6 protein-coding genes are annotated in these 24486 nt (G+C 73.3%); all 6 read right to left on the bottom strand.

All coding sequences use genetic code 11. The features are described 5' to 3' along the window. Position 1: 1 nt before the first annotated feature. Complete coding sequence (locus tag ACFVJQ_RS23030) at positions 2-262, bottom strand: acyl carrier protein (protein ID WP_385786328.1); 261 nt, start codon at positions 260-262, stop codon at positions 2-4. Beyond that, positions 259-1158: an LnmK family bifunctional acyltransferase/decarboxylase gene (locus tag ACFVJQ_RS23025; RefSeq protein WP_385786326.1), complete on the bottom strand. Its 900-nt coding sequence runs from the start codon at positions 1156-1158 to the stop codon at positions 259-261. The genes ACFVJQ_RS23030 and ACFVJQ_RS23025 overlap by 4 nt, the downstream gene beginning before the upstream one ends. Further along, the gene (locus ACFVJQ_RS23020; RefSeq protein WP_385786323.1) at positions 1155-22235 is read right to left on the bottom strand and encodes an SDR family NAD(P)-dependent oxidoreductase; all 21081 of its coding nucleotides are present in this window, start codon (positions 22233-22235) and stop codon (positions 1155-1157) included. Before ACFVJQ_RS23020 ends, ACFVJQ_RS23025 begins: the two co-directional genes overlap by 4 nt. A gap of 50 nt (positions 22236-22285) precedes the next feature. Then, complete coding sequence (locus tag ACFVJQ_RS23015; RefSeq protein WP_385508725.1) at positions 22286-23128, bottom strand: alpha/beta fold hydrolase; 843 nt, start codon at positions 23126-23128, stop codon at positions 22286-22288. Between the two features lie 95 nt (positions 23129-23223). Further along, complete coding sequence (locus ACFVJQ_RS23010) at positions 23224-24177, bottom strand: chlorinating enzyme (RefSeq protein ID WP_385786319.1); 954 nt, start codon at positions 24175-24177, stop codon at positions 23224-23226. A gap of 11 nt (positions 24178-24188) precedes the next feature. Next, positions 24189-24437, bottom strand: coding sequence for an acyl carrier protein (locus tag ACFVJQ_RS23005; protein WP_385508723.1), 249 nt, complete (start codon positions 24435-24437; stop codon positions 24189-24191). Positions 24438-24486: the final 49 nt, after the last annotated feature.

The following is a 24486-nucleotide window of genomic DNA, read 5'->3' as shown; positions in this document are numbered from 1 at the left end:
GTCACACCTCCCCGGTGTGGAGGAGGAAGTCGATCAGGGCGTCGATGTCCGGCAGGTCACTGAAACCGGACATCGGCTCGTCGAGGCCGAGCCGGTCCATGATCCCGAGGATGATCTCGACCCGGTCGACCGAGTCGGCGCCGAGGTCCTTGAGATGTTTGTCCCCCGTGACCTTCTCCGGGGACACATCCGGCAGGATCCGGCCGACCACCTCTCGTACCACCGCGGTCATCCGCTCCCGGGCGCCGGTTGGCGTGGTCATCGGTCCTTCTCTCCCTCCAGTTGGAGCGAACACACGGCCAGGAGCCGGCCGGCGGTCCGGTCGCGCAGCACCACGTCGACCGCCTCACGGCCGTCCGGGCGCCGCCAGTGCCGCACCTCCGCGTCGAGCGGCTGCCCCGCGTCGGCGTTGCCGAGACAGCACAGCTGCTGGTCCTGGACGACGCGGTCGAGGAAGGACCGGTCGTCGCGACCCAGGGACCGCCACAGCCGCAGCAGCGCGAAGTCGACGATGGAGAAGTAGGAGGCGAAGTAGAGCAGTCCGGCGCCGTTGAGGTCCCTGGACGGGTCGACCTCGTAGCCGACGCTCAGCTCCGACTCCAGCAGATCGCCGTCGTGGTCGAGGAAGGTCAGCGCCCGCCGGGCCCGGTCGTAGGCGTGCCGGGGCGAGTACCGGGCGGGCAGCTCCGGCAGGTGCCGGTGCCGGAAGTCCGGCGGCGAGGCGCGGACGAGACCGGAGTTGGTGCCCGGGGTGCCGCGCGCGACCCAGCGGTTGAAGTTCTCCACATACAGGCAGTCCGGGTCGGCGAAGGCGTAGAAGTCCTCGGGTTCGAGCGGCCGCGCCGCCCGCTCGGCAGAGCGGGTGATCCGGTGCAGCGTGAGCACCGACTCGCTGCCGAAGCCGAACAGCCGGGTGGTGATGTGCAGTTCGTCGCCGAAGGCGGGGGTGCGCAGATGGAACCGGCGGCTGCCGCGGATCCGGTAGTAGAAGAAGGACAGATAGGTGGGGGCGCCCGAGGCGTCCCGGGCGCGCAGCACGTCCGTGTCGCAGGCCTCGGCGACCGCGTCCCAGGTCCAGTCGCCGATCTGGCCCGCGAACAGCGAATTGTGGCCGCACATGCCCGGGCGGATCAGCTCTGTACGGCGGATCGTGGTCATCCCCGGCTCCCCGTCCGCCGGTCGCCGCCCGGCTCGTGTTCGGCGAGGAACGGCAGCAGCAGCCGATGCACGTCCTCGGGGTGGGTGAGACACGGGAAGTGGCCGGCGTCGGCGAGTTCGTGGTACCGGGAGTCCGGGATGGCGCCGTGCAGCAGATGGACGGCCTTCACCGGGATCACGGTGTCGTGCCTGCCGCGCAGCACGAGGGTGGGCACGGCGATCTCCGGCAGCCGGGCGAAGAGCGTCGGCTGGGCGGCGAACACATCGAGGTAACTGAGCCCGGTCTGCGGGTCCATGCTCTCGCAGCGCAGCAGCAGCTCCTCCACCCCGGCCCGGCCGCCCGGGGGCAGTCCGTCGTGGGCCGCCATGCGGTCGAAGTCCTCGGCCGCCACGATGGACAGCCGGTTGACCTCGCTGTTGCGGTTGCCGACCTTGTAGGAGCTGCCCACGAGGGTCAGCGACGCGGTGCTCTCCGGGTGGGCCAGCGCGTAGCTCTGCGCCACCAGACCGCCGAACGACGCGCCCAGCACATGCGCCTCGCCGGTGACCCCGAGCCGGTCGAGCACCGTCCGGTACAGGGACGCGATGCCGTCGAGCGTCAGGTCGGCGCGGACCGTGGTGGCGCCGACACCCGGGTGGTGCACGGTGATCATCCGGTACCGGCCGGCGAGCTGCGCGAACTGGTGGGCGAACACCCCCGCGCCGATGTTGAACGGGGTCATCAGGAGCAGCACCGGACCGGTGCCGGCGGTGAAGACCTCCACCTCGCCCTCCGGCAGGGTGAGCAGCCGGCGCTCGGTGCCGGGTGCGTGCTCGGCCAGCACGGCCGCGTTGTCGTCCCGGGCCCGATGGCCCTCGCGCATGGCGCCCTCGATGTCCTGGGGCAGCGCGGCGGCCGGATGGAACCTCGGCGGGGCGTCCGCCAGCCGCGGCCCGCCGACCGGCAGCAGGTCCGGCACCGGGGCGTCGTCCCGCCACAGCGCGGCCAGCCGAGCGGCCACGTCCGCGGCTCGTTCGCCGCCGAATCCGAGCGGTATCGCGAGCCGGATCCGCCCAGGGTCACCGAGATGCGGCGCGGCACGCACCCCGGTACCCCGGTAGATCCAGGCCAGAGCGGACTCGACCGGGTGCTGAAGGCCCGCGAAGCGCTCCATACGGTCCACGTCCAGCAGGACGCAGTGGCCGCCGACCGGCTCGGCGACCGGCACCCCGGCCTCCCTGAGCCCGCTCCACACCGTCCTGACCGCGGCCATCCGCTCCTCGACCAGCTCCGCCACCTCGTCCTGCTCGGCGAGCGCCCGGGCGAGCAGCCGGCGCGTGGCGAGCCCGGTTTCGGCTCCGCGTACGGCGATTCGCTCGCGAAGCCGGCCGGCCAGCGCGGGCAGCCCCGTGACCAGCAGACCGCCGCAGGAGACGCCGAAGTCCTTGGACAGGCTCAGGGACGCGACGGATGCCGAGGCGAGCAGGGCCTCCGCGGCCTTCCAGAGATCGGCACCCCGCCACGCCTCCTCCTCGGCCACGACGAACGCGGCGTTCTCCAGGACGCGGGTGGCGTCGAGCACCAGCGGCACTCCATGGGCGTCCGCCACGGCGCGCACGGCACGCAGTCCCGCCACCGACACCGGCAGGCCGCCGGCCGCGTTGCCGCTCAACTCGACGGCAACGAAGGCCACATCGTCGCCCTCCGCGGCCAGCAGCGCCCGCAGGGCCGCCGGATCGACGTCACCCGGAAAGGGGGAGCGGCTCGTGTCCGGGATCCGCCGCGGGGTGAAGCCGGCGTCGGTGAGGCTCAGCAACCAGGTCGGGAACAGCCCGTTGTGCGGGACCGTGCCCCGCGGCCCCGGCCAGGACTGGCACAGCACGGCCTCGGCCGCCCGGCCCGAGGCCGTGGGCAGCGCGTGGTCGAAGGGGATCCAGCCGGGCAGACGGAAGTCGTCCGGGGCCTGCCCGCGTTCGATGCGCTCGTGCAGGGTGCGGGCGCGCGCGAGGACGAACGGGTCGTCGAGTTCCGCCCAGGAGTCGGTGACCAGGTCGTACGTCACCTCCTCCCGGCGCAGCGCGAGCGGGTTGTAGCCGGCCTCGGCCAGACGCGCGGCCCGCTCGGCCGTGCCCGGCGCGGCGGCAGCGGCGGTCTGCGACGTGGAGCGGGGCGATCGGGGGACAGGACTCGCCACCGGCGTCCCGGCCGCTGCGGGAATCTTCGGTGCGTCGGCCGGCACATCGCCCGGTCCGTGAACCATGCCGGGCACCTCGGCGGCGATGTCCGGGTTGGCGATCATCAGGATCACCTCGGACACCGGCGTGGGTGGCCGGTCCGCGCGCTGGCACAGGTAGATGGGCCGGTTGACGGGCCGGAACTTGTTCTTGAAGCGGAAGTTGCCCTCGCCGAACATGCCGATGGAGCGCAACTCGGCGAGCCCGCGCTCGACCTCCGGCGCGGAGTTCGGCGAGTCGGCCAGCTTGACGCCGAAGCTGGCGCCGAAGCTGAACAGCTCCGCACCCTCCTCGCGCAGGCGGTGCAGAATGTCGACGATCGCGTACTCGAGGCCGCCCCGGGGAGCGTCGACGGGGTAGAACTCCAGGTCGAGGAGGTAACCGGGCTCGGACGGGATCTTGGTGACGATCACCGCGCTGGCCAGTTCGCCGTTGACCCGGGTGAGGAACATCCGGTGCCGGGAGGCCAGCCGACCGCGCTCCAACTCCTCCCGTACGACGGCCACATACGGGTTGACCATCTGCTTCTGGTCGCCCCAGCGGATGATCATGTCGACGATCTCGCGGTCCGTGGCGGGGTCGGTGCCGACAGCGTACTCCTCGGTGGCGACCCGGCCGGCCCGCTCGAACCGGGCGACGAGGTTGCGCAGCCTGCTCATCCGGCCTCCGGAGAGGGTGAAGCCGGCCAGGTCCTCCAGCCGCTGGACGGCACCGAACGGGGTGGCGGTGATCGGGGTGCCGCCGGCCTCGGCGAGCGGGATCAGCGACAGGAAGCTGGGGCGCAGGCCATGCCGGTCGGCGTAGCCGAGCCACTCGGCGGCGAGCGGCGCGAACTCCTCTTCGGGGCCGGCGTAGCTCCAGGCGAACAGGTCCCCGTCGCGCCGGGAGAAGTTGAAGTAGGCGCGGCGGCTCGACCCGACGAAGGCCAGCGGCGCGATGTCGCGGCCCGCCAGCCCGCCCTCCTTCGCATGGGCGCGGTCGATCCCGGCGAGCAGGGCGGCCAGTTCGGGCAGGGCGTCGAGCTGTCGTTTGCGTACGATCACGGGTCGGCCCGAGCCGGGTACCGCTGAGGTGGGCGCGGGCGCCGGTGGGAGTGCTGCGGGCTGGGCGTCCGGAGCGGGGGCGAGGACGACGGGCGCGTCCGGGGCGGGGCTGTGGGCCAGAGCCTCGCCGAGAAGCCGGGACGTGCGTTCGGCGCCGTAGGACTCCGTGAGGTGGGCGGCGAGGAGGGGGAGTGTCGGGTGGTCGAAGAGCAACGTCTTGCGCAGTGACCCGAACCGGCGCTCCAGCGCGCTGATGGTACGCAGCATGTCGAACGAGGTGAGCCCGCTCCGGGTGAAGTCGCGCCGCCGGTCGAGGGAGTGGCCGGTGATCTGCTCGACGAGTGCGGCGAGCGCGTCCTCGGCGCCGAGGGGGTTCTGCGGGTTGTCTGCGGTGCCCTCGGATCGGGAAGAGGGAGTGGGGGCCGCGCGCGAGGTGCGCTCGGTGCGGGCGGTCTTGAGGGGTGCGGGCTCAATGGGCGCGGGTTCGACGTGCGCGGCCTCGATGTGCCGGGCCTCCAAGGGCGTGGCCTCGATGTGTGCCGCATCGGTGCGCTGGGCTGCGGTGGTCGCGGCTTCGGTGCGCCGGGCTTCGATGTGCGCGCTGAGGAGCTCTGCGCTGTCGTGCTCGTAGAGGTCGGCGGCCTGCAGTTCCACGCCGTGCGTCGCGGTCAGCCGGCGGGCCAGGTCCATGCGGTAGATGGAGTCGAGCCCCAGCTCGCCGAACTGCTCTGTGGAAGGGATCTCGTCGGGAGCCATGCCGAGGATGTCCGCGATCTGCACGGCGATCTCCCGGGCGACGCGGGCCTCGTTGCCGCCCCGGCGCGTGGCCGGCACGGATCCGTTACGCGCGGACGGGAGTGCCGAACCGGATGCCACCGTCCTCGGCTCGGCCTCCGCCCCGGCGGGAACGGTCGCCGTCGCGAGGGCGGGTACCCCGGGCGTGGACGACGCGGCACCGACCGGCGGTGGGCCGACCGGGCGCAGGGCGAGCTTCTGGCCCCGGCGGCGGGGTCGGCCGGTTTCCTCGGGCACGTCTGATTCCCTCCTCGGCGGTGGGCCGCCCAGAACGGCGGCGCGGTCGTCGAACCAGTGCCGGCGGCCGTCGAACGGCGCACCGGGCAGCGGTGTCCGGCCGGGCTCGTGGCCTCGCCAGAGTTCGGCCCACGGCACCTCGGCACCGCCGACCCAGCGCGCCGCGAGCTCGGTGAGCGGCAGCCCGGCGGAGGCCGGCGCGGCGTCCGCCGCAGCCTTCCCGACTGGGGAACCCGACGTCCCGTCGGCCACGGCCCGCAGCAGCCCGACCGCTTCCGGGACCGAACCGGCGACCATCGCCGCCCGGTGCCGGAACGGGGTCCGGCCCGTCTGGAGGGTGTAGGCGACCTTTGCCACGTCAGGCTCCGGTGCCCGCTCCAGGGCGGCCGCCAGCTCCGCCGCGTACGCCCGCAACGCCCGCTCGGACGGGGCGGAGAGGACGAGCAGCCGCGGTTCGGCGACGCCGGTCGCCGTCGTCGTACGGGTCGGGCGCGGGCGGGATGCCAGCACGACGTGCGCGTTGGTGCCGCCGAACCCGAAGGAGCTGACCCCGGCGATCCGGTCGCCGGTCCACGGCCGGGCACGGTCGTTGATGTGGAACGGGCTTCCGTCGAGGCGCAGATGTGGGTTCGGGTCCGTGAAGTGGATGCTCGGCGGCAGCACTTCGTGCTCCATCGCGAGCACCGTCTTGAGCAGTCCGGCGATGCCGGCCGCGGCCTCCAGATGCCCGATGTTGGTCTTCACCGAACCGAGGGCCACGTGCGGCGCGGCCGGGGCGGGCAGGCCCTGCTCCTCGTACAGCGCCGCGAACGCCTTCTTGAGGCCCTCGACCTCCACGGGGTCCCCGAGCCGGGTCCCGGTGCCATGCGCCTCGATCGCGCTGACGTCCCGTGGGTCCACGCCCGCGTCGCGGTAGGCGCGGATCAGGACCTGCGCCTGGGCCTCCGGGTTCGGCGCGGTCAGGGAGGCGGCACGGCCGCCGTGGTTGACGGCCGTGCCCCGCACGACCGCGTAGACATGGTCGCCGTCCGCCTCCGCCGCGGAGAGGGGCTTCAGTACGACCGCGCCCACTCCCTCGCCGCGTACATATCCGTCGGCGCCGCGGTCGAACGTCTTGCAGGCACCGTCAGGGCTGAGCATCCCGGACTGTTGGAACGCGGTGAACAGGCCAGGGCTGAGCAGGACGTTGACGCCGCCGGCCACGGCGAGCGCGCAGTCGCCGGAGGCGATGGCCCGCACGGCGCGGTGCAGCGCGACCAGGGAGCTTGAGCAGGCGGTGTCGACCGCCTCGCTGGGCCCCCTGAGGTCGAGCACGTGCGAGACCCGGTTGGCCAGGACGGAGTGGGCGATTCCGCTGGCGGTGTGGGCCTGCACCGGTATGTCGTGCATCCGCAGCAGATCGGCGTAGTCGGTGGTGGACACCCCTACGAAGAGCCCGGTGTCCGAGCCCGCGAGCGACTCGGGCCGGTGGCCGCTGTCCTCGATCGCCCGCCACACCGTCTGCAGGAACAGCCGCTGCTGAGGGTCCATCAGGGCCGCTTCGGCCGGGGAGATCCTGAACCGCTCGGCGTCGAAGGCGCCGACATCGTCGATGAACCCGCCGCGTATGCCCGCGGTGTCCGGGTGTGCGTGCAGCTCCAGCCGGTCGGCCGGGGCCGGGCCGATCAGATCCTCACCCGCCTCCAGCCGCCGCCAGAATCCCGGCAGGTCCGTGGCGCCGGGAAGGGTGCCGGCGATGCCGACGACGGCCACGGCATCGGGCGGGGCGGCCACGGTGTCCGGCACTATGACGTCCGGTACTGCCGGTGCCGCGACCGCGGCCCCATGGTTGTCGACCAGATAGTGGGCGAACGCCTCCAGGCTGGCGCATTCGAAGAGCACCACGGGCAGCAGGTCGAGCCCGTACTCCTGGTTGACCTCGCTGATGAGTTCGGTCAGCGCGATGGAGTCGAAGCCGGCGTCCATCAGGTCGTCGTCGAGCCCGACCTCGCTCTCGTCCACGAGGAGAAAGCCGGCGGCGGTCCGCCGCAACATGCCGCGCACCTCGGCGAGTTCCGGCACCCCGCCCTCCGCGGACGGCAGCGCGGGGGCGGCGAGGGTCTCGGTCACCAGAAGGGACGGCTCACCGGCCGCCAGGGCACGCCGCAGAGCTTCCAGGCCGGTCTCGGTCGGCATCGGGACCATCTGCCAGCGGCGCGCGAACAACGTACGAGTGGCGTCGTCCACCGTCATGCCGCCGTCCGCCCAGAGCGGCCAGCCGATGGACACCGTACGGCCGGTGCGCTCGCCGCGCCGCCGCAGTTCCTCCCGCTCGACGGCGAAGGCGTCCAGGAAGGCGTTGGCCGTGGCGTAGTCCGTCTGGCCGGGGTTGCCGGTCTCGCCGACCACGGAGGAGAACAGCACGAAGAAGTCCAGCCCCTGGCCTGCGGTCGCCTCGTCGAGCAGCCGGGTACCGGTCACCTTCGGCGCGAGGACCGCGTTCCACTCGTCGCGTGTCTTGCGCACGGCGAGCGCATCGCGCGTGACTCCGGCGGTGTGTACGACGCCGTCGAGGCTCCCGGCGGCCGTGACGAGGCGTCGTATGTCCTCCGCGTGGGTCACGTCCGCTCGGTGGAACGTGACGGTGCTGCCTGCGCGGTTGAGTGCCGCGATCCGGGCGGAGGCCGCGGGGCCGGGCTCGGAGCGCCCGGCCAGGACGAGCCGTACCGGACACCCGGCGGCCAGGTACTCGGCGACGTGCAGTGCCAACGCGCCCGCACCGCCGGTGATCAGATACGTACCACCCGGCCGGACCACCGGTCCCGTGGGGGCGGGCGGCGGGGTGAACTCGACGAGCCGCTTCACCTGACGCTTCCCGTCCCGGTGACGGACCTCCGGATCGGTGGCGGCGAGCTCCGCGAGCAGCAGCGCGGCACGGGTGTCCGCGTCCGTGGGCGCGGTGAACTCGACGCGGGAGCCGGTGAATCCGCTGTGCTCCAGGGCCAGCGTGCGGATCGCACCCGCCGCGGCGACCTGCTCGGGATCGGTGCGGAGGTGGGTGTGGACGGCCCGCAGCACCGCGCCCGGCCGCTCGCGCAGAAGGTCCGCCACGAGCCGTACGAAGGCGTGGACGTCGCCCGAGTGCACGACGGCGTCGGGCAGCACGGACGGCGTCTCGCCGGGCCGGATCGCGCGGCATGCCGTCGCCGAGCCCTCCAGCGCACGGCTGAACGCGTCGGCCAGTTCCGGCTCTTCGGTGACCACCAGCAGAAGTCCCGGAGGGGCCGGGTCCGTAGCGGTGGGCGGGAGGGGCGCGGAGTCCCAGACGGGCTTCCGGTAGACGGTGCGGGTCGCGGCCACGGCGGGGCCGGTCTGTCCCGGGGTGTCCGGTCCTGCCGCGTCGGGGGCTGTCGCTCGGGCGGAGGGGGGAACCGGTGACGTCGTCGCTTCCGTTGCCGTATGAGCCTGGCCCGCCGGATCCGCCGACATGGCCGTCGATGCCGGTGAACCCGACCTCGTGACCGACTCGCCCGGCTCCGGGCCGAGTTGGAGCCAGTGGCGGGTCCGCTCGAAGGGATACGGGGGCAGCGCCGCCCGGCGCGGGCGTGGATGCGGCCACCGTGCGTCCCAGTCGACGGGGGCGCCGCGCACCCAGGCCGCGGCCAGGCCGGCGGCGTCGGTCTCGGCGATGTCGCCGCCGGACGCCGTACCGATCATGGTCCCCTCGGGTACGGAGCCCGAGGCCACCGCGGCCAGCCGGCCGGCCAGTTCGGCACGGCTCCGGGCCCGTACGGCCAGGCGCTCGGCGAACTCACGCCGGCCCACCTGGCTGGTGAAGCACACCGCGTCGAGCGTCTCCTCGCGCCCCGCCCCGTCGAGGTACTCGGCGACCAGCCCGGCGTACCGCAGCAGTTGGCGCCCGGTGCGCGCGGAGAGCACGAAGAGCTGCTCCCCGGAGCGCGGCTCGGGCCGCTGTCGCGTGTCGCGGTACTCCTCCAGGACGAGGTGGACGTTGGCGCCGCCCGCGCCGAAGGAGCTGACACCGGCGCGCCGCGGTGCGGTGCCCACGTTCGGCCAAGAGGACAGCTCCCTGGGCAGCGTGAAGCGGTCGGGGTCGAGGTCGATCTTCGGATTGACCTCGGTCAGGCCGGCGACGGGTGCGATCCGGCCGTGACGGAGTTGGAGCAGCACCTTGGTGAGCCCGGCGATTCCCGCCGCGCCTTCCAGATGCCCGACGTTCGCCTTGACCGAGCCGATCGCGCACCGCACACCGCCGTCGGTGGCCGCGCCGAGCGCCCGGCTCAGTCCCGCCACCTCGATCGGGTCACCCAGCTCGGTCCCGGTGCCGTGCGCCTCGACGTAGCCGAGGGTGGCCGGGTCCACGCCCGCCCGGCGCACCGCCTCAGCGATCAACGAGGCCTGCGCCTGCGGGTTCGGCACGGTGTATCCGCCGGTCTTCCCACCGGCGTTGGTGAAGCCGGACTTGATGACGCCCCAGATCTCGTCGCCGTCCGCGACGGCCTCGCGCAGCGGTTTGAGCAGCACCGCGCCGACTCCTTCGCCCGGTACGAAACCGTCGGCCCCGGCGTCGAAGACCTTGCAACGGCCGTCGGCGGAGAGCATGTTCATCGAGCAGAGCGACACGTGGTGGGCCGGATGCAGGATCAGGTTGACGCCGCCCGCGACGGCCGTACGGCACTCGCCGCGCCGGATGCTCTCGCAGGCCAGGTGGACCGCGAGCAGCGACGACGAGCAGGCCGAGTCGACCGCGAAACTGGGGCCGTCGAGGTCGAGGGTGTAGGAGACCCGGTTGGCGATCGACCAGTACGCCGAGTGCGCGCCGGCGAGCCGTCCCGCGGCCCACCCGGTGGCCGCGAGCTGGCCGTACGAGCCGTACATCGTGCCGACGAACACACCGGTGGAGCGTTCCCGGGTGGTCGCGCCGAGCCTGCCCGCGCGGTCCAGCAGGTTCCAGACGGTCTCCAGGAAGAGCCGCTCCTGCGGATCGATGGCGGCCGCGTCCCGGGGGAGTATGCCGAAGAACGACGGGTCGAACCGGTCGATGCCGTCGAGGAAACCGCCCCAGCGGCTGTACGACCGCTGCGGCCGGCCCTTGTGCGGATCGAACCAGGTGCGCCAGTCCCAGCGGTCCGCCGGTATTTCGGTGATCCCGCTGCGGCCGTCGGCCAGCAGCTCCCAGAAGGCGTCCACGTCGGGTGCGCCGGGGTAGCGGCCGGCCACGCCGATCACGGCGATGTCCTCGTCGCGGTGACCGGGGTCGAGCCGGTGCGGGCGGCGGGGCTCGCGCCCATGACCGGGCTCGGCCTGGAGCTTGCGTTCAGGCTGGGGCTCGGCTTCGGGCTCGGTGGCCGTGAAGCGTTCCGGGTACGTCTCGGCGAAGTGGGCTGCGAGGTCGGCGATGGTCAGGTACTCGAACAGCAGCGTGGCCGGCAGCGGGCCCAGGTCCTGCTCGAAGCGGGCCAGGATGTCCAGGCTGACCAGGGAGTCGACCCCGTAGTTCTCGAAGGTCACCAGGTCGTCCAGGTCCTTCTCGGCGAACCGGAGCACTTCCGCGAAGACCCCGCGCACGTAGCCGCGGACGCGGTCCACGTCACGCCCGGCCCCATCCGCCGTGGCGACGAACAGGCACTGCTCCAACTCCTCGACGGCGGTGCCCGGGAAGCCGCGCACGCGTGTGGAGCCGAAGCCCGCCCGTTCCAGGAGGCCGAGCCAGCCGGCCGTCCCGATCAGCGGGGCGTGCGGCAGCCGGTCCCCGGCGTCCTCGTACCGCCACCAGCCCGGTGTGAGCCCGAAGGTGAGCGTGAGGAAGTGCGCGGGCCGAGTCACCTCGTTGACCAGCAGACTGCCGCCCGGCGCGAGCATTCCCCGCAGGTGCCCGAGCGTGCGGTCCATCCTCGCGGTGGCGTGCAGCACGTTGGTGGCCAGCACCAGGTCGGCACAGTGCGGCCCGAATCCCTGGTCCGCAGGGTCCCGTTCGATGTCCAGGGTCTCGAACCGTACGAACGGGTACGTCGCCGCGAAGGCGTCCTCGCCCCGCCTCAGGAACGCCGTGGAGATGTCGGTGTACCGGTACTCCACGGGCAGCCCGGTCTCCGCGCAGGCCCGCAGCACGAAGGCGCTGCTGGCCCCGGTACCCGCGCCGACCTCGACGACCCGGACGGCGCGCCCGGTCTCCCGGTGGATCCTGCGTATGGCGTCGGCGGCCTCCTCGGCGAGCATGCCGTGGTAGAAGTCGGCCGAGGACTGGCCGCGGTAGACCTGCTCGACGAGTTCGGCGGAACCACCGGGGAACAGCACCTCCGTGGCGCGGCGCCGGCCGGCCAGCACGTCGGGCACCGCATCGGCACAGCAGCGCAGCAGGCGCCGGTGCGGGGCGGTCTCCGGATCCGCAGCCGTCTCCGGATCCCGGCCCGGTCGCGAGGCACCAGGGGCGGGCTCGATCCGATCGCCCGTCCGCCGGATCCGGCCGTCCGTCTCGAGCATCACCAGCAGCGCGTCGAAGAGCCGTTGCATGTCAGGCCGGACTCCGAGCCGGGCCGACAGCTGCTCGACCGTGCCGTCCAGGGAACCGAGTTCACGGCGCAGGCGATCCTCCAGCAGCTCCGGTGCCAGGCGTTCGAGGGCGGCGAACGCCGCTCGGGCCCGGGCCACCGGATCGGCGGAGGAGAGGTCGGCGGTCCCCGGCTCGACCGCCGCGGCGGGACCGGCCGCAGCAGGGACGGCCGCCATGGGCGTGCTCGCCGCCGTGGCGTCGGCACCGAGCCGCGCCAGTCCCTCCGGCGTGGCCCGGACCAGCAGGGCCTGCGGCACTCGGGAGAGGAGCAGCGCGTCGAGCGCGGCCATGCCCTCGTCCGGTGCGATCGACCCCACGCCGAAACCCGCGAGCCGCGCGGCGTGCCGCTCGTCGGCGACGACTCCGACGCTGCCCCAGTAGCCCCAGTTGACGACGGTGACGGGGAACCGGCAGCGCCGGCGGAGTTCGGCCGCGTACGCGTCCTCGAAGGTGCTCGCCGCCGCGTAGTTGGCCTGGCCCGCCGAGTCGGTGAAGGACACCGCCGAGGAGAAGAACGCCAGGAAGTCCGGCCGTTCGGTACGCAGGATCTCGCCGAACGCGACCGCGCCGGCCACCTTGGGGGCGAGGACGTCCGTCAGGCCGGCCTCGTCCATCCGGGCGAGCGTGCGGTCGCTCAGCACCAGCGCCGCGTGGAACGCGCCGTGCACGGCCCCGAACGCGCGGCGCCCGTCGCGGACCGCCGCGCGCAGGGCGGCCGGATCGGTGGCGTCGGCGCGCAGGTACAGCGCCTGTCCACCGAGCCGCGCGACCTCGGTGAGGAGTTCGGCGATGCGGGCGTCGGCAGCCCGCCGTCCGACGAGCGTCAGCCTGGCTCCGACGGTGCGGGCGAGATGGCCGGCGAGTTCCCGGCCGATGCCGCCGGTGCCGCCGAGGATCAGATAGTGGCCCCCCTGCCGGTAGGGATGGCCGGCGTCGGGCAGGGCGGTGTCCGGGCGGACGGCGCGGGTGAGCCTGCCGCTGTCGCGCAGGGCGACCACCCGGTCGGCGACCGGCTCGCGGCGCAGCAGCGCCGCCAGTTCGGCCGCGGGCCGGTCCCCGGTGCCCACGTCGATACAGCCGACGCTCCAGGCCGGGAATTCGGCGGCGGCGGAGCGGACCATGCCGATCAGCCCGGCGGCATGGGGGCGGACCGGACCGCTTCCGGTGTCCACGGCCCCGGCGAGCACCACCTTGAGGATCACCGGTCGGCCGGTGGAGATCAGTGCCTTGAGCGTGCGGAACAGCTCCAGGGTGGCCGGGTCGCGCTCTGGCGCGGGGCCGCGGAACGGTTCGCAGGCCAGGAAGTAGACGACGTCCGCGAGCCCGCCGGGGTCCAGGGAGGCCACCGCTACGGCGTGGTCGCCCGCGGCCCGGTGCTCCGCCACGAGCGCGTCCGCCAGGGCCGCGGTTCCGGCCCGGTGCACCACCTGGACCCGCGCCCCACCGCCGCTCTCGGGCGGTTCCGGAACGGGCCCCGCGTCGCGCCACTCGGGCAGATGGACGAGCCCTTCGGCGCCAGGGGAGCCGGCGTGGACCGTGCCCGGGACGACGTCCGGCACCCGAGCCGTGACCGTGGGCGAGGCAGCGTCCCGCGCGGTTCCGACGGCCCGTTCGGCCCGGCCGGGACGTGCCGGGCGCAGGACCAGGCCCGTGAAGCGGACGGCCACGCGCCCGTCCCGGTCGGCCAACCGGACGGTGAAACCGCCGCCCTCGCGCCGGACATGGGCATAGCCCGCGGCCGGGACAGGGCCGTACACGTCCAGCGAGGAGAGCGCGAACGGTACCTGCGGTGCGTTCGAGTCGCCGCCTTCGGCGAGTACGGCGACAGCTTGGAGCGCGGCATCCAGCGGGACCGGGTGCAGGGGTCGCCCGGGGACCTCCGCGGCCCGGGCGGCCGGCACCGAGAGGACACCGAGCGCCTCGTCCACGCCGTACAGGACCTGCTCAAGTGCCCGGAACGACTCTCCGTACGCGATACCCGCCGCGGCGAACCCGGCGTAGAGATCGGCACCGGAACGGCGGTGCGGGCACCGGGCAAGGACGGCCTCCGGATCGATGCGCCCGGCCCCGCCCGGCTCGCCGGCGACCACCCGGCCGCGCGCGCACACCGGACCGTCCGCCAGCGTGAAGCGCTCCCCGTCCACTTCCGCGACGGGACGGCGGCGGGCGCTGCCGGTCAGCCCGAAGGGCCGTAGCCACTGCACGTTCGTGAACCGCATCGGGCCGCTGAGCCCGGCGGCACGGGCGGCCAGTTCGAAGACGGCCACCCCCGGCAGCAGGGGCGTACCGCCGATCACATGATCCGTGGCCGGCCAGTCGGCCGTGGCGGGGGCCTCGTCGGTCGCGGCGGCCTCGCGCGCTGGGGTGGCCGCCGGGCCCGGAGCGGCTCCGGCCCACAGCGAGCTGGTGTCGAACTGGTGGCCGGGCAGGGAGATCCGGCGGCCGCCGGTGTGCCCGTACAAGCGTCCCCAGTCGAGCTCCTCGCCTGCGAGATAGCGCTCGGCGAGCTCCTCCTCCGGGCCGGTTCCGGGCCTGCGGGGCACGCCCGCGATCGCCTCTCGCAGCCGTTCCACCAGCTCGTCCGTCGAGGAGACGACGAACGCCGCCCGTACGGCGTGGTGGGCGCGCCCCGCGCCGAGCGTGACCGCCGCGTCCGCGAGCGCGGGCCGCGCGGCCTCGAGCCGGTCGGCCAGGGCTTCCATCGTCCGTACCAGGGCGGGACGGCTCCGGGCGGACAGGGGGATCACCATGGTGGCGGCCTCCGGCGGGGAATCGGTGCGGCGCGGTGGCTCCGCGACGACGAGGTGCGCGTTGGTGCCGCTGAAGCCGAAACTGCTGACCGCGCCGACGAGTTCGCCCGACGGCCCAGGCCGCCAGGGGCGCAGTTCGGTGACGGGCCGCAGCCGGCTCCGCTCGAAGTCGATCTCCGGATTGGGCGTGGAGTAGTTGATCGAGGGCGGGAGCTGCCGGTGGCGCAGCGCGAGCAGTACCTTGAGCAGGCCCGCGATGCCGGCCGCCATCGTGGTGTGACCGATGTTTCCCTTGACCGAGCCGAGACCGCAGTCGCCGGAGCGGCCCGCCCCCCGGCCCAGCACCTGATCCAGGGCCTTGACCTCGATCGGATCGCCGAGGGGGGTGCCCGTGCCGTGCGCCTCTACGTACGTCACGTCCTCGGGACTGATCCCGGCCTGCCGCCGCACGCGCTCGATGAGGCCGGACTGGCCGGCGGCGCTGGGCGCGGTGATGCCGTTGGTGCGCCCGTCGCCGTTGACGCCGCTGCCCCGGATCACCCCGTGGATCCGGTCGCCGTCGGCGACGGCCCGGTCCAGCCGCTTGAGCAGCACCGCGCCCACGCCCTCGCCCAGCACGATGCCGTCGGCCGACGCGTCGAACGGTGCGCTGCGCCCAGTGGGGGAGAGCATGCCGGTCTTGCTGGTCAGTACGTGCATCCGCGGGGTCAGCATCAGCGCGACGCCTCCCGCGACCGCCGCCTCGCACTCACCGGAGCGAATGCTCTCGCAGGCGAGGTGCACGGCGGCGAGGGACGAGGAGCACGCCGTGTCGATCGCCATGGTCGGGCCGGTCAGGTCGAGGTGGTAGGCGATCCGGGCGGCCAGCACCGAGGCCGAGTTGCCGAGGAAGGCGTGTGCGGTCTCGCCCTGCCCCGCGTCCCTGAGCAGGTCGAGGTACTCGCCGGCGGCGCAGCCGACGAACACCCCCCAGCGGCGCGGTGACGGCGCGTCCATCGCGTGGCCGGCGTCCTCCAGGGCCTGCCATGCGGTGCGCAGGAAGAGCCGCTGCTGCGGGTCCAGCGCCGCCGCCTCCAGCGGTGACATCCGGAAGAACTGCGGGTCGAACTGGTCGATCCCGTCCAGCAGCGCGGCCCACTTGCTGTACGTACGGCCGACGGCGCGCCGGTCGGGGTCGTAGAACTCCCGGGGGTCCCACCGTTCCGGCGGAACCTCGCGGATGCTGTCCCGCCCGGCGGCGAGGTTCTCCCAGAAGGCGTCCAGATCGGGCGCGTCGGGGAACTGCCCGGCCATACCGATGACGGCGATGTCCGACCGCACGAGCTCTTCCGACGGTACCGGGGGAGGGGCACTCGCTGGAGTCGGGCTCAGGACGACGGTCGCCGCGGAGGGCGAGGCGGGTGCTTCCTGTGACTCCGGCGAAGCGAAGGCGGAGTCCGGCGGCGGGAGCGTGACCTGTCCGTCGAGGGGCTGGATTGCGCCGGCTGCCAGGGGACTTGGTACGGCCTCGGCCGCCGGGGCGGTCGCGGACGCCAGCAGGGTCAGGTCGCGGGCGATGACCTCGCGGACGTGGGCGACCAGGCGGGGGACGGTCGGGTGGTCGTACACGGCGACCGAATCGATGTCCAGGTCGAAGGCCTTGTTGAGCGCCCGTACGAGCTCCACCGCACCGATCGAGTCGAGCCCCATCTCGTTGAAGCTCAGGGCGGGGTCGATCTCCTCGCGTGCCAGGTACAGGGTCTCGCAGAGCACGTCGTGCAGGACGTCCGTGATCCGTGCGGCGTCAGGGGCGGCCGGTGTCGGGCCGACCGTCTCGGCAACCGCCGGCGTGACCGGCGCCGGCACCGGGGCAGGCCGGGACTCGGCGGCGTGCACACCCGTGGAGCGGTCCGCGCCCGAGCTGAACCGTTCCACCTTGCGGAAGTGCTCCCGGATCCGGTCGACCGAGTCGCTGCCGAACACCCGCTCGTGCATGGCCGACTCCCGCTCGATCACCGGCGCGAGCCCGGTCAGCGCCCGGTCGGCCAGATCCCTCTTGAGCACCCGGACGGCGTCCGCCGGCTTCTCCGCGATCGAGCGGGCCAGCCCGAGAGCCGTCGCGAGCACCTCGGACCGGTCGGCGAAGCGGACGTCGGCACCGCGCCGTTCCAGTTCCTCCCCGCGGTACGGGCGCCCGGTGTAGATCATCTCGGCGGCCAGGGCACGCCCCAGCCGTTCCCCCAGGATGTGCGTGGCGCCCACCCCGGGCGTGAAGCCGTACGTCAGGAAGTTGGCGCCGTACACGCTCTCGCGCGCCATCACCACGATGTCCGCGAAGAGGCCGAAGGCGAGACCGCCGCCCGAGGCGTGGCCGCGCAGCGCGGAGATCACGGGACGGCCGCAGCGCAGCATGCCCTCGTAGACGAACGGCACATCGGTGAAGCGGCTGCCGCCCCCGGCCAGGGTCTCCAGGCCCTCCGGCGTGGCGCCCATGCTGAACACGGTCTCGGTGCCCGTCAGCACCACCGCGCGGACGCTGTCGTCGACTTCGATCCGCGCGAAGGCGTCCTGGAGGCCGCGCATCATCGCGTCGGTGAACATGTTGCTCCCGCCGGCGTCGCGCATGACGAGCAGCGCGATGCCCGGATCGAGCAGCCGGAACTCCACCTCCTCCCCGCCGACGTCGACCGGCTCGGGAGGACCGTCGGCCTCCGGCGCGGCCACGGTCAGGGCCGGGGGTACATACGTCTCCCGGTCGGGGGCGGCGGGGGCACGGTCGCCGTCCTTCCAGCGGCCGACCCAGCACACCTCCTGTCGGAACGGGTAGCCCGGCATGGGACGGCGCCGTCCCGTGCCGCTGCCGGCATGGCACGCGGCCCAGTCGACGTCGCCGCCCGCGGCCCAGTACGCCGCCACCTCGGCGAGTCGCCCGGACCGGAACGCGTCCACCACGTCGGCCGGTTCGGGCGTGTGCCCCGGGTCGCCCTCGCCCGCCGCCCGTGGGCGCTCGCCGTGGCTCCAGTAGGCGTGGTCGCCGGGCGGCTCACCGTCGACGTAGCGACGCAGCGCGGCCCGCACTTCGCCGATGTCCGACGCGATCACGGCCAGGCGGCAGGACATCGGGGCCCTGCCGACCTGCGAGGTGTACGCCAGGTCGGTGAGGAGGTGACGGTCCTCGTCCCCGCCCGCGGCGGCCAGTTCCGCGAGGGTGCTGTCCGGCCGCGGCACGGTTCCGGTCGCCTCGCCCAGCTCGCGCAGGCCCAGCACGTCGAAGCCGAGGTCGACGAGCGGCTCGCCCGGGTCGAGAGCCTCGGCCGGGACGCCCAGCAGCGCCGCGGCCCGTTCCGTGATCGACGGGACGGAGCGATCGCCCGTGCCGCCCAGGAACTCCAGGTGGCGCCCGGCGTAGTCGCGCAGCTCCGGCCCGTTCCGCGCGGACAGCACGAACAGCCGCTCCCCGCCGGGGGGTTCCGGATCACGTACGGCGGGAGGCTCCTCCTCGACCAGGACGTGGGCGCTCGCGCCGCCGGCCCCGAAGGCGCTGACACCGGCCCGGCGCGGGATGTTCCCGGCCGGCCAGGGACTGCGCTCCTGCGGCACGCGGAACGGAGAGCCGGCGAAGTCGATGTGCGGATTGGTGCGGGCCGAATGGAGGGAGGGCACCAGTTCGCCGTGGCGGAACTGCAGCAGGACCTTGGTGAGTCCTGCGATGCCCGCCGCGCTCTCCAGATGACCGATGTTGGACTTCACCGACCCGAGCGCCACCGAACCATCGGCCGGTGCGGCGTCCGCGAAGACCTTGCGCAGCGCCTCGACCTCGATCGGGTCACCGAGCGCCGTGCCCGTGCCGTGTGCTTCCACACAGCCGATCGTCGCCGGATCCCAGCCCGCGCGGTCCAGCGCGGCACGGATCAGCTCGGCCTGGGCGACCGGGCTGGGCACGGTATAACCGCTGGTACGGCCCGTGTGGTTGAGGACGGTGGCGCGGATGACCCCATGGATGTGGTCGCCGTCGGCCCGTGCCCGCCGCAACGGCTTGAGCAACACCACGCCGACCCCTTCGCCCGGCACGTAACCGCTGCCGTCCGCACCGAAGCTCCGGCACCGGCCGTCGGCGGAGAGGAACTGCCCCTGCGCGAGCTGCAGGTACTTCTGCGGGTGGACCGTGACGTTGACCCCGCCGGCGAGAGCCAGTTCGCACTCGCCCCGGCGCAGGCTCTCGCATGCCAGGTGGAGCGCGGTCAGGGACGACGAGCAGGCGGTGTCCACGGCCATGCTCGGGCCGTGCAGGTCGAGGGTGTAGGAGACGCGGTTGGCCACGGAGGCGTGCATGGCGGTCGGGGCGACGCCGCCGGCCTGGTCGGCGAACAGCTGGTAGTGGTTCCACATGACACCGGCGAACACGCCCGTGTTCCGGGTGGCGGCGGTGCGGGCGGGGTAGCCCGCGTTCTCGAGGGCGTGCCAGCTCGCCGTGAGGAAGAGCCGCTCCTGCGGATCCATCCGTTCGGCGTCCTTGCGGGAGATCCCGAAGAAGGCGGGGTGGAACCGGTCGACTCCGTCCAGGAAGCCGCCCCACCGGCTGTAGGTGCGGCCTTCGGCGTTCCTGTCCTCGGAGAGGTAGGCGCTGTGGTCCCACCGGTCGGCCGGGACCTCGACGATGCTGTCGACGCCCTCCGCCAGGTTGCGCCAGAAGGTGTCGAGGCCGGGTGCGCCGGGGTAGCGGCCGGCGATGCCGATGATCGCGACGGCCTCCTCGTCGGGGTCGGGGCCGCGGGTGTCCTCCGCGTGCGCGGGGGAGAGGTCCGGCTCGCTGGACGCGGTCGGCGTCGCGGGCCGGGTTTCCGGGGCGGGCAGCAGGTGCGGGACGCGGGCCGGATCGCCGTGCAGGACCGCGAAGGCCGGCGGGCCACCCGCGAGTCCCCGGTCCAGCAGGTCCAGCCCGACGGCGGTGGGCAGGGGCACCATGCCCGTCCGCGCGGTGGACTGCCGTAGCGCGGACTCGGCGCCCCGCATACCGCCGTCGGCCCACAGCGGCCAGGCCACGGCGAGGGTGCGGCCGGGGCGCGCGGCGGCCCGGGCGTGGGCGAAGTGCAGCTGGAAGGCGTTGGCGTAGGCGTACTCCGCCTGCCCCTGATTGGCCAGCACCGCGGACACCGAGGAGAACAGGACGAACAGGTGGAGGTCGTCGTCGGCGGTCGCCGCGTCGAGGTGGACGGTGCCGTCGGCCTTCGCAGCGCAGACGGCCCGCAGATCTGCCTCGTCCTTGCGGAAGAAGAGACCGTCGCGCAGCTCGCCCGCGCAGTGCAGGACGCCGTCGACACGTCCGAAGGCCTCCCGCGTCGCCGATGCAGCGGCCTCCGCCCCGGCCCGCGTCGACACGTCGGCGGTGACGTACCGGACGTCCCCGCCCAGGTTCCGCCAGGCGGCCATGCGCGCCTCCAGGCCCGCGTCGGCCGGGCGCCGGCCGGTCAGCATCAGTCGGGCCCGGTGCCGGGTCACCAGATGGCCGGCCACCAGACCGGCCAGTCCGCCGGCCCCGCCCGTGATCAGATACGCGCCACCGTCCGCGAAGCCGCCGCCGTCGGCCCGGTCGCCACCCGCGCCCGGTTCCACGGGGGCCCAGCGCCGCGTCTGCCGCTGTCCGGCCCGGTACCGCACCCAGTGCTCGGGCCCGTCAGGGTCGGACAGTTCGGCCCGCAGCGCGGCGCCGGCCGGGCCCTCGGTCTCGACGAGCCGGCAGCGCAGCAGCGGGACCTCGGCGCTGACCGTGGCCGCGAGCGCCGCCAGTGCGGCGAGCCGTGGTGCGGCCGGATGGTCCACGCTGATCAGGACCGGCGTGGCAGTGGTCGGCCGCGCGTCGACGAGCGCGGCGGCCAACGACCACAGTTCGGCGGCCGGCCGGTCCTGAGGGCGCAGCACGTATCCGCCGGGCCGGAACCCGTCGTCGGCCAGCGCACCCAGGAGCCGGCCGAGCTGCTCCCGGTCGGCGAGGTTGCACCGGAAGGCGCCGGGGGCCAGGCGTTCGAAGGCCGTGCCGGGCTCCACGATGGCGACCCGCTCGGCAATCGCGCGGCCCTCGGCGGCCAGTTCCTCCGTGGCGCCGAGCAGCACCACGTCGCCGACCCGTCCGCCGTCGGGCACAGGGGAGTCCGCCCACTGTTCGACCCGGCAGACCGTGACCGGCCCGGCCGCGTCCGGCTCGGCGGGTGCGGTGTCGTCGGCGCCGGTTCCGCGGGTCGCGGGGCCGCGGTCGCCGGTGAACGCCTCGGGATAGGTGTCGGCGAGATGGCGAGCCAGGGAGTCGATGGAGCCGTACTCGAAGAGCAGTGTCGGGTAGAGCACCGCGCCGACCAGCTCCTGAAGCTGTTCCCCGATCCGAAGCAGCGCCACGGAGTCCAGGCCCAGGTCGTAGAAGCCGGTGTCGGAAGGGATCACGGAAACGGGACGGTCCAGGGCCGCCGCGACGACTTCCTTCAGGCATGCCACCGCCGCGGCGGCCGCGTGCCGTCGCCCGGCCACAACATCCCTGACGGGCCCGGCACTTGGGACACCGTCCACCACCAAGGAGACGTCGGCCACCGCTTCGACCGGGCCGCCCTCGGCGACCGGCGCAGGCCGCCCCCGCACCTCGTCGAGCAGCCGGGTGATCAGCTCAGGATGCCGGATGCGCTTGCACGTCATGTCGCGGAACTCCACCAGCAGGCGGCCCCGTTCGTCGTGCAGCGTGTAGTCGTTGCGCACGAGGTCCCCGGATTCCGAGGCCACCTCGGGATGCGCCACATGGATGTGGAAGCTCCCGCCGACCGCCTCGGGCGCGCGGAACCATCCGATGTGGAACGGGATGAAGGGCTCCGCCCCGACGTCCTCGTTCTGGCCGAACGCCACCAGCGTGGAGGCGTCCGCCTTCGCGGGGTGGAAGTGGAAACCGTCCTCGTGACCGGCGTCTTGACGGCCGAGCCGCAGCGAGGCCAGGAGAGCGGGCTCGCCCTTGTACAGCCGGCCCACGCACGTCATCGGCCCGCCGTGGCGGATGCCCTCCCGGCGCGTGCGGGCGTACAGGACGTCCATGTCGTCCTCGCGCACGGCCGTGTCGCGCAGGCGCGCGAGATCGAGGGGCGCGGGCAACGGCTCGTCGGTGCCCACGAGTTCGGCTCGGGCGTTCTCCCGCCAAGGAGCGACCGGCTCCCCGTCGCGCAGCCACCGGCTCTCGACGCGGACCCGCCGGGGCCGGTCGTGGTCCGCGGCGTCGACGGTGACGCGCAGTTCGCGCTCATGGCCCTCGCAGGTGACGACCGGCTCCGAGAAGAGGACGTCGCGCAGCGCGAGGCGGTGGTGGTCCAGCCCCCGGGCGATGAGCACCCGGAGAATCAGGTCCAGGAAGGCGACCCCCGGCAGCACGGAGACGCCGTGGACCACGTGATGGGCCGTCACGAAATCGGCGTGCGTCAGCCGGATGCGGCAGTCGATCGCCCGCTCCCGCTCCTGATCTCGCTTGTACGCGGCCAATGCGTCGTCCCCCCTCGTGCGGAGCTGATCGGTGGTGCTCGCGCCCGGCGTCACGCCCGGTGCGCGGGCACGGGAATACCGCCGATGAAGTCGGCCAGGATCCTCTGGAGCCGCGGACCGGCGGCGAAGACGGAGATGTGGTCCCCGTGCGGCTCCACCCTCAGCACCGCGCCGGACAGCGCGGCGGCCACGCGGTGGGAGCCGGCCGGGTGCGCGGTGTGGTCGTCCTCGCTGGTCACGACCAGGGCGGGAATCCGCACGGCGGGCAGCGCCGGGGTGATGTCCTCGGTCATCGTGGCGAGGGTGAGCGTGCTGTAGCGGAAGAACAACTCGGCGGACGAGTACGGGTACATGACCAGCTCGGCCACCTCGGCGGGGACGCCCGCGCGGGCGGTCTCCGCCAGCGTCTCGTTGATCATGGCGGCGTCCGGGCGGCCCTGCGCGGCCATGCCGAGCAGCGCGCGCAGATTCTCCTGGTGGCCGGTCATCGGCGCCGGCGTGCCGGAGAAGTCACCGTGCCACAGGCTCAGCGACCCGATCCGGCCGGGCCGCAGGTGCGCGGCCCGGAGGGCGATCACGGCGCCTCCGCACAGGCCCATCACATGGGCTGTGCCGATCCCGTAGTGATCCATCACGGCGACCAGGTCGGCGGCCTGGGCGTCGACGTCGTGGGCGAGGGCGTCGAACGCGGCGCCGGTGCCCAACTCGCCGAAGAGCCCCCGGGTCTCCCAGGCCACCACATGGTGGCCGGCCGCGGCGAGGTGCCGCATCCACGGCTCGCACAGGGCGTACGGCATTCCGCAGGCGGAGGCGATGACGACGGCCGGGCGGCCGGGCTCACCGGCGGAGTACCCGCGCAGCGTCACGCCGGCATCGCCGGCGACGGTGTCCATGGCGGCGAACATTCGGCAGTCCTCGATGTCCTGGCAGGCGATGCCGCGCGGACCGGGACGGCATCGCGCAGCATCTCCCGGGCGGGCGGGGCGGATCACCGAGTGGTGAAGGGGTGACCGGTCGTGGTCTTGGCGGCGATCACGTTGTGGTCGTACTCGTTGGTGCCCGAGACCAGCACCGAGCCGAAGCGCTCCAGGCCGACCCGGCCGCCGTACTCGATGATCTCGGTGGTGTCCGGATAGACCCGGACCGACGTCGGCACGTAGCGGTTGGCGAAGCCGAGCCGCATCTCGTCGGTCCTGCCGTTGTGCGGCAGTGAGGCGTGCATGAGCGTGGACCAGAACATGATGGCCTCGCCCGGACGCATCACCATCGGCACGGCCTTGGACTCGTCGGGCACGAAATCCCGGTCGATCTGCAGCTCGCGGTAGTCGTAGCCGAAGAAGCCGCGCCGGATGCCGCCCTTGACCTCCGCGTTGATGCGGTCCGGGTCGTAGTGCATCTTCTTCGTCTCGTCGTACATCATCTTCTGGTGCGTGCCCGGTATGAACTGCAGGCAGCCGGTGTCCTCGTTGGCCGCGGTGAACGCGGTCCAGACGGTCAGCGTGCCGCCGAAGTGGACGAGTTCGTCGCCGGACCAGACGATCTGCGGGGAGCCGGAGGCGTTGGCGAAGGTGTCGGCCTGGTGCCAGTCAGTGCCCTCGTCGCCCGGGTACTTGGGGAAGAACTCGGTGCGCCAGCACAGCACGTCCGGGCCGAGCACCCCGGCTACCTTGTCCGTGATCCGCGGATTGCAGACATGATCGGCGAGGAAATCATTGTCCAGGTGCCGGTCGTAGTTGGAGATGTTGGTGTTTCCGGACTGCGCCGCCTCTTCCTGATAGACGGCGTTACTGCGGTCCATCAACGCCAGCCGTTCGGTGCGCCAGATACGGCGCATTTCCTCGACTTCATAGACCTTGAACGGGCCGAAGAAGCCGTCTGCGTGGAACTTGGCGAGTTCGTCCGGTGTGAGCGCGAATTCGCCCGGCGCGGCCTTCTGCGTCATCTCGGATCCCCTTAGCTGTCGGCGGCCAGAGCGGCCTGTTCCTTGGCGGCGCACGCAGCGAGATTCCGCGGCGTCGCAACTCCCCCCAGATCCCCCGCGCGCACTTTGACGTGCAGTTCCCGGCCGATTTCGGCGAGCACCCGTACGAAGGACAGGGACGTTCCCCCGTGATCGAACAGATCGTCGTCGAAGCCGAGGTCAGGCTTGCCGAGTACATCGCGGACGATTCCCAGAATCCTCTGCTCATCCGTGGGCTCCATGGCACAAACGTACGCAGCCACCGCAACGGCGTCTGTTCACTGTTGAGCA

It is taken from the genome of Streptomyces sp. NPDC127197 (assembly GCF_042672405.1).
Lineage (GTDB): Bacteria > Actinomycetota > Actinomycetes > Streptomycetales > Streptomycetaceae > Streptomyces > Streptomyces flavusporus.
This window is presented reverse-complemented; position numbering and strand designations above follow the sequence as displayed.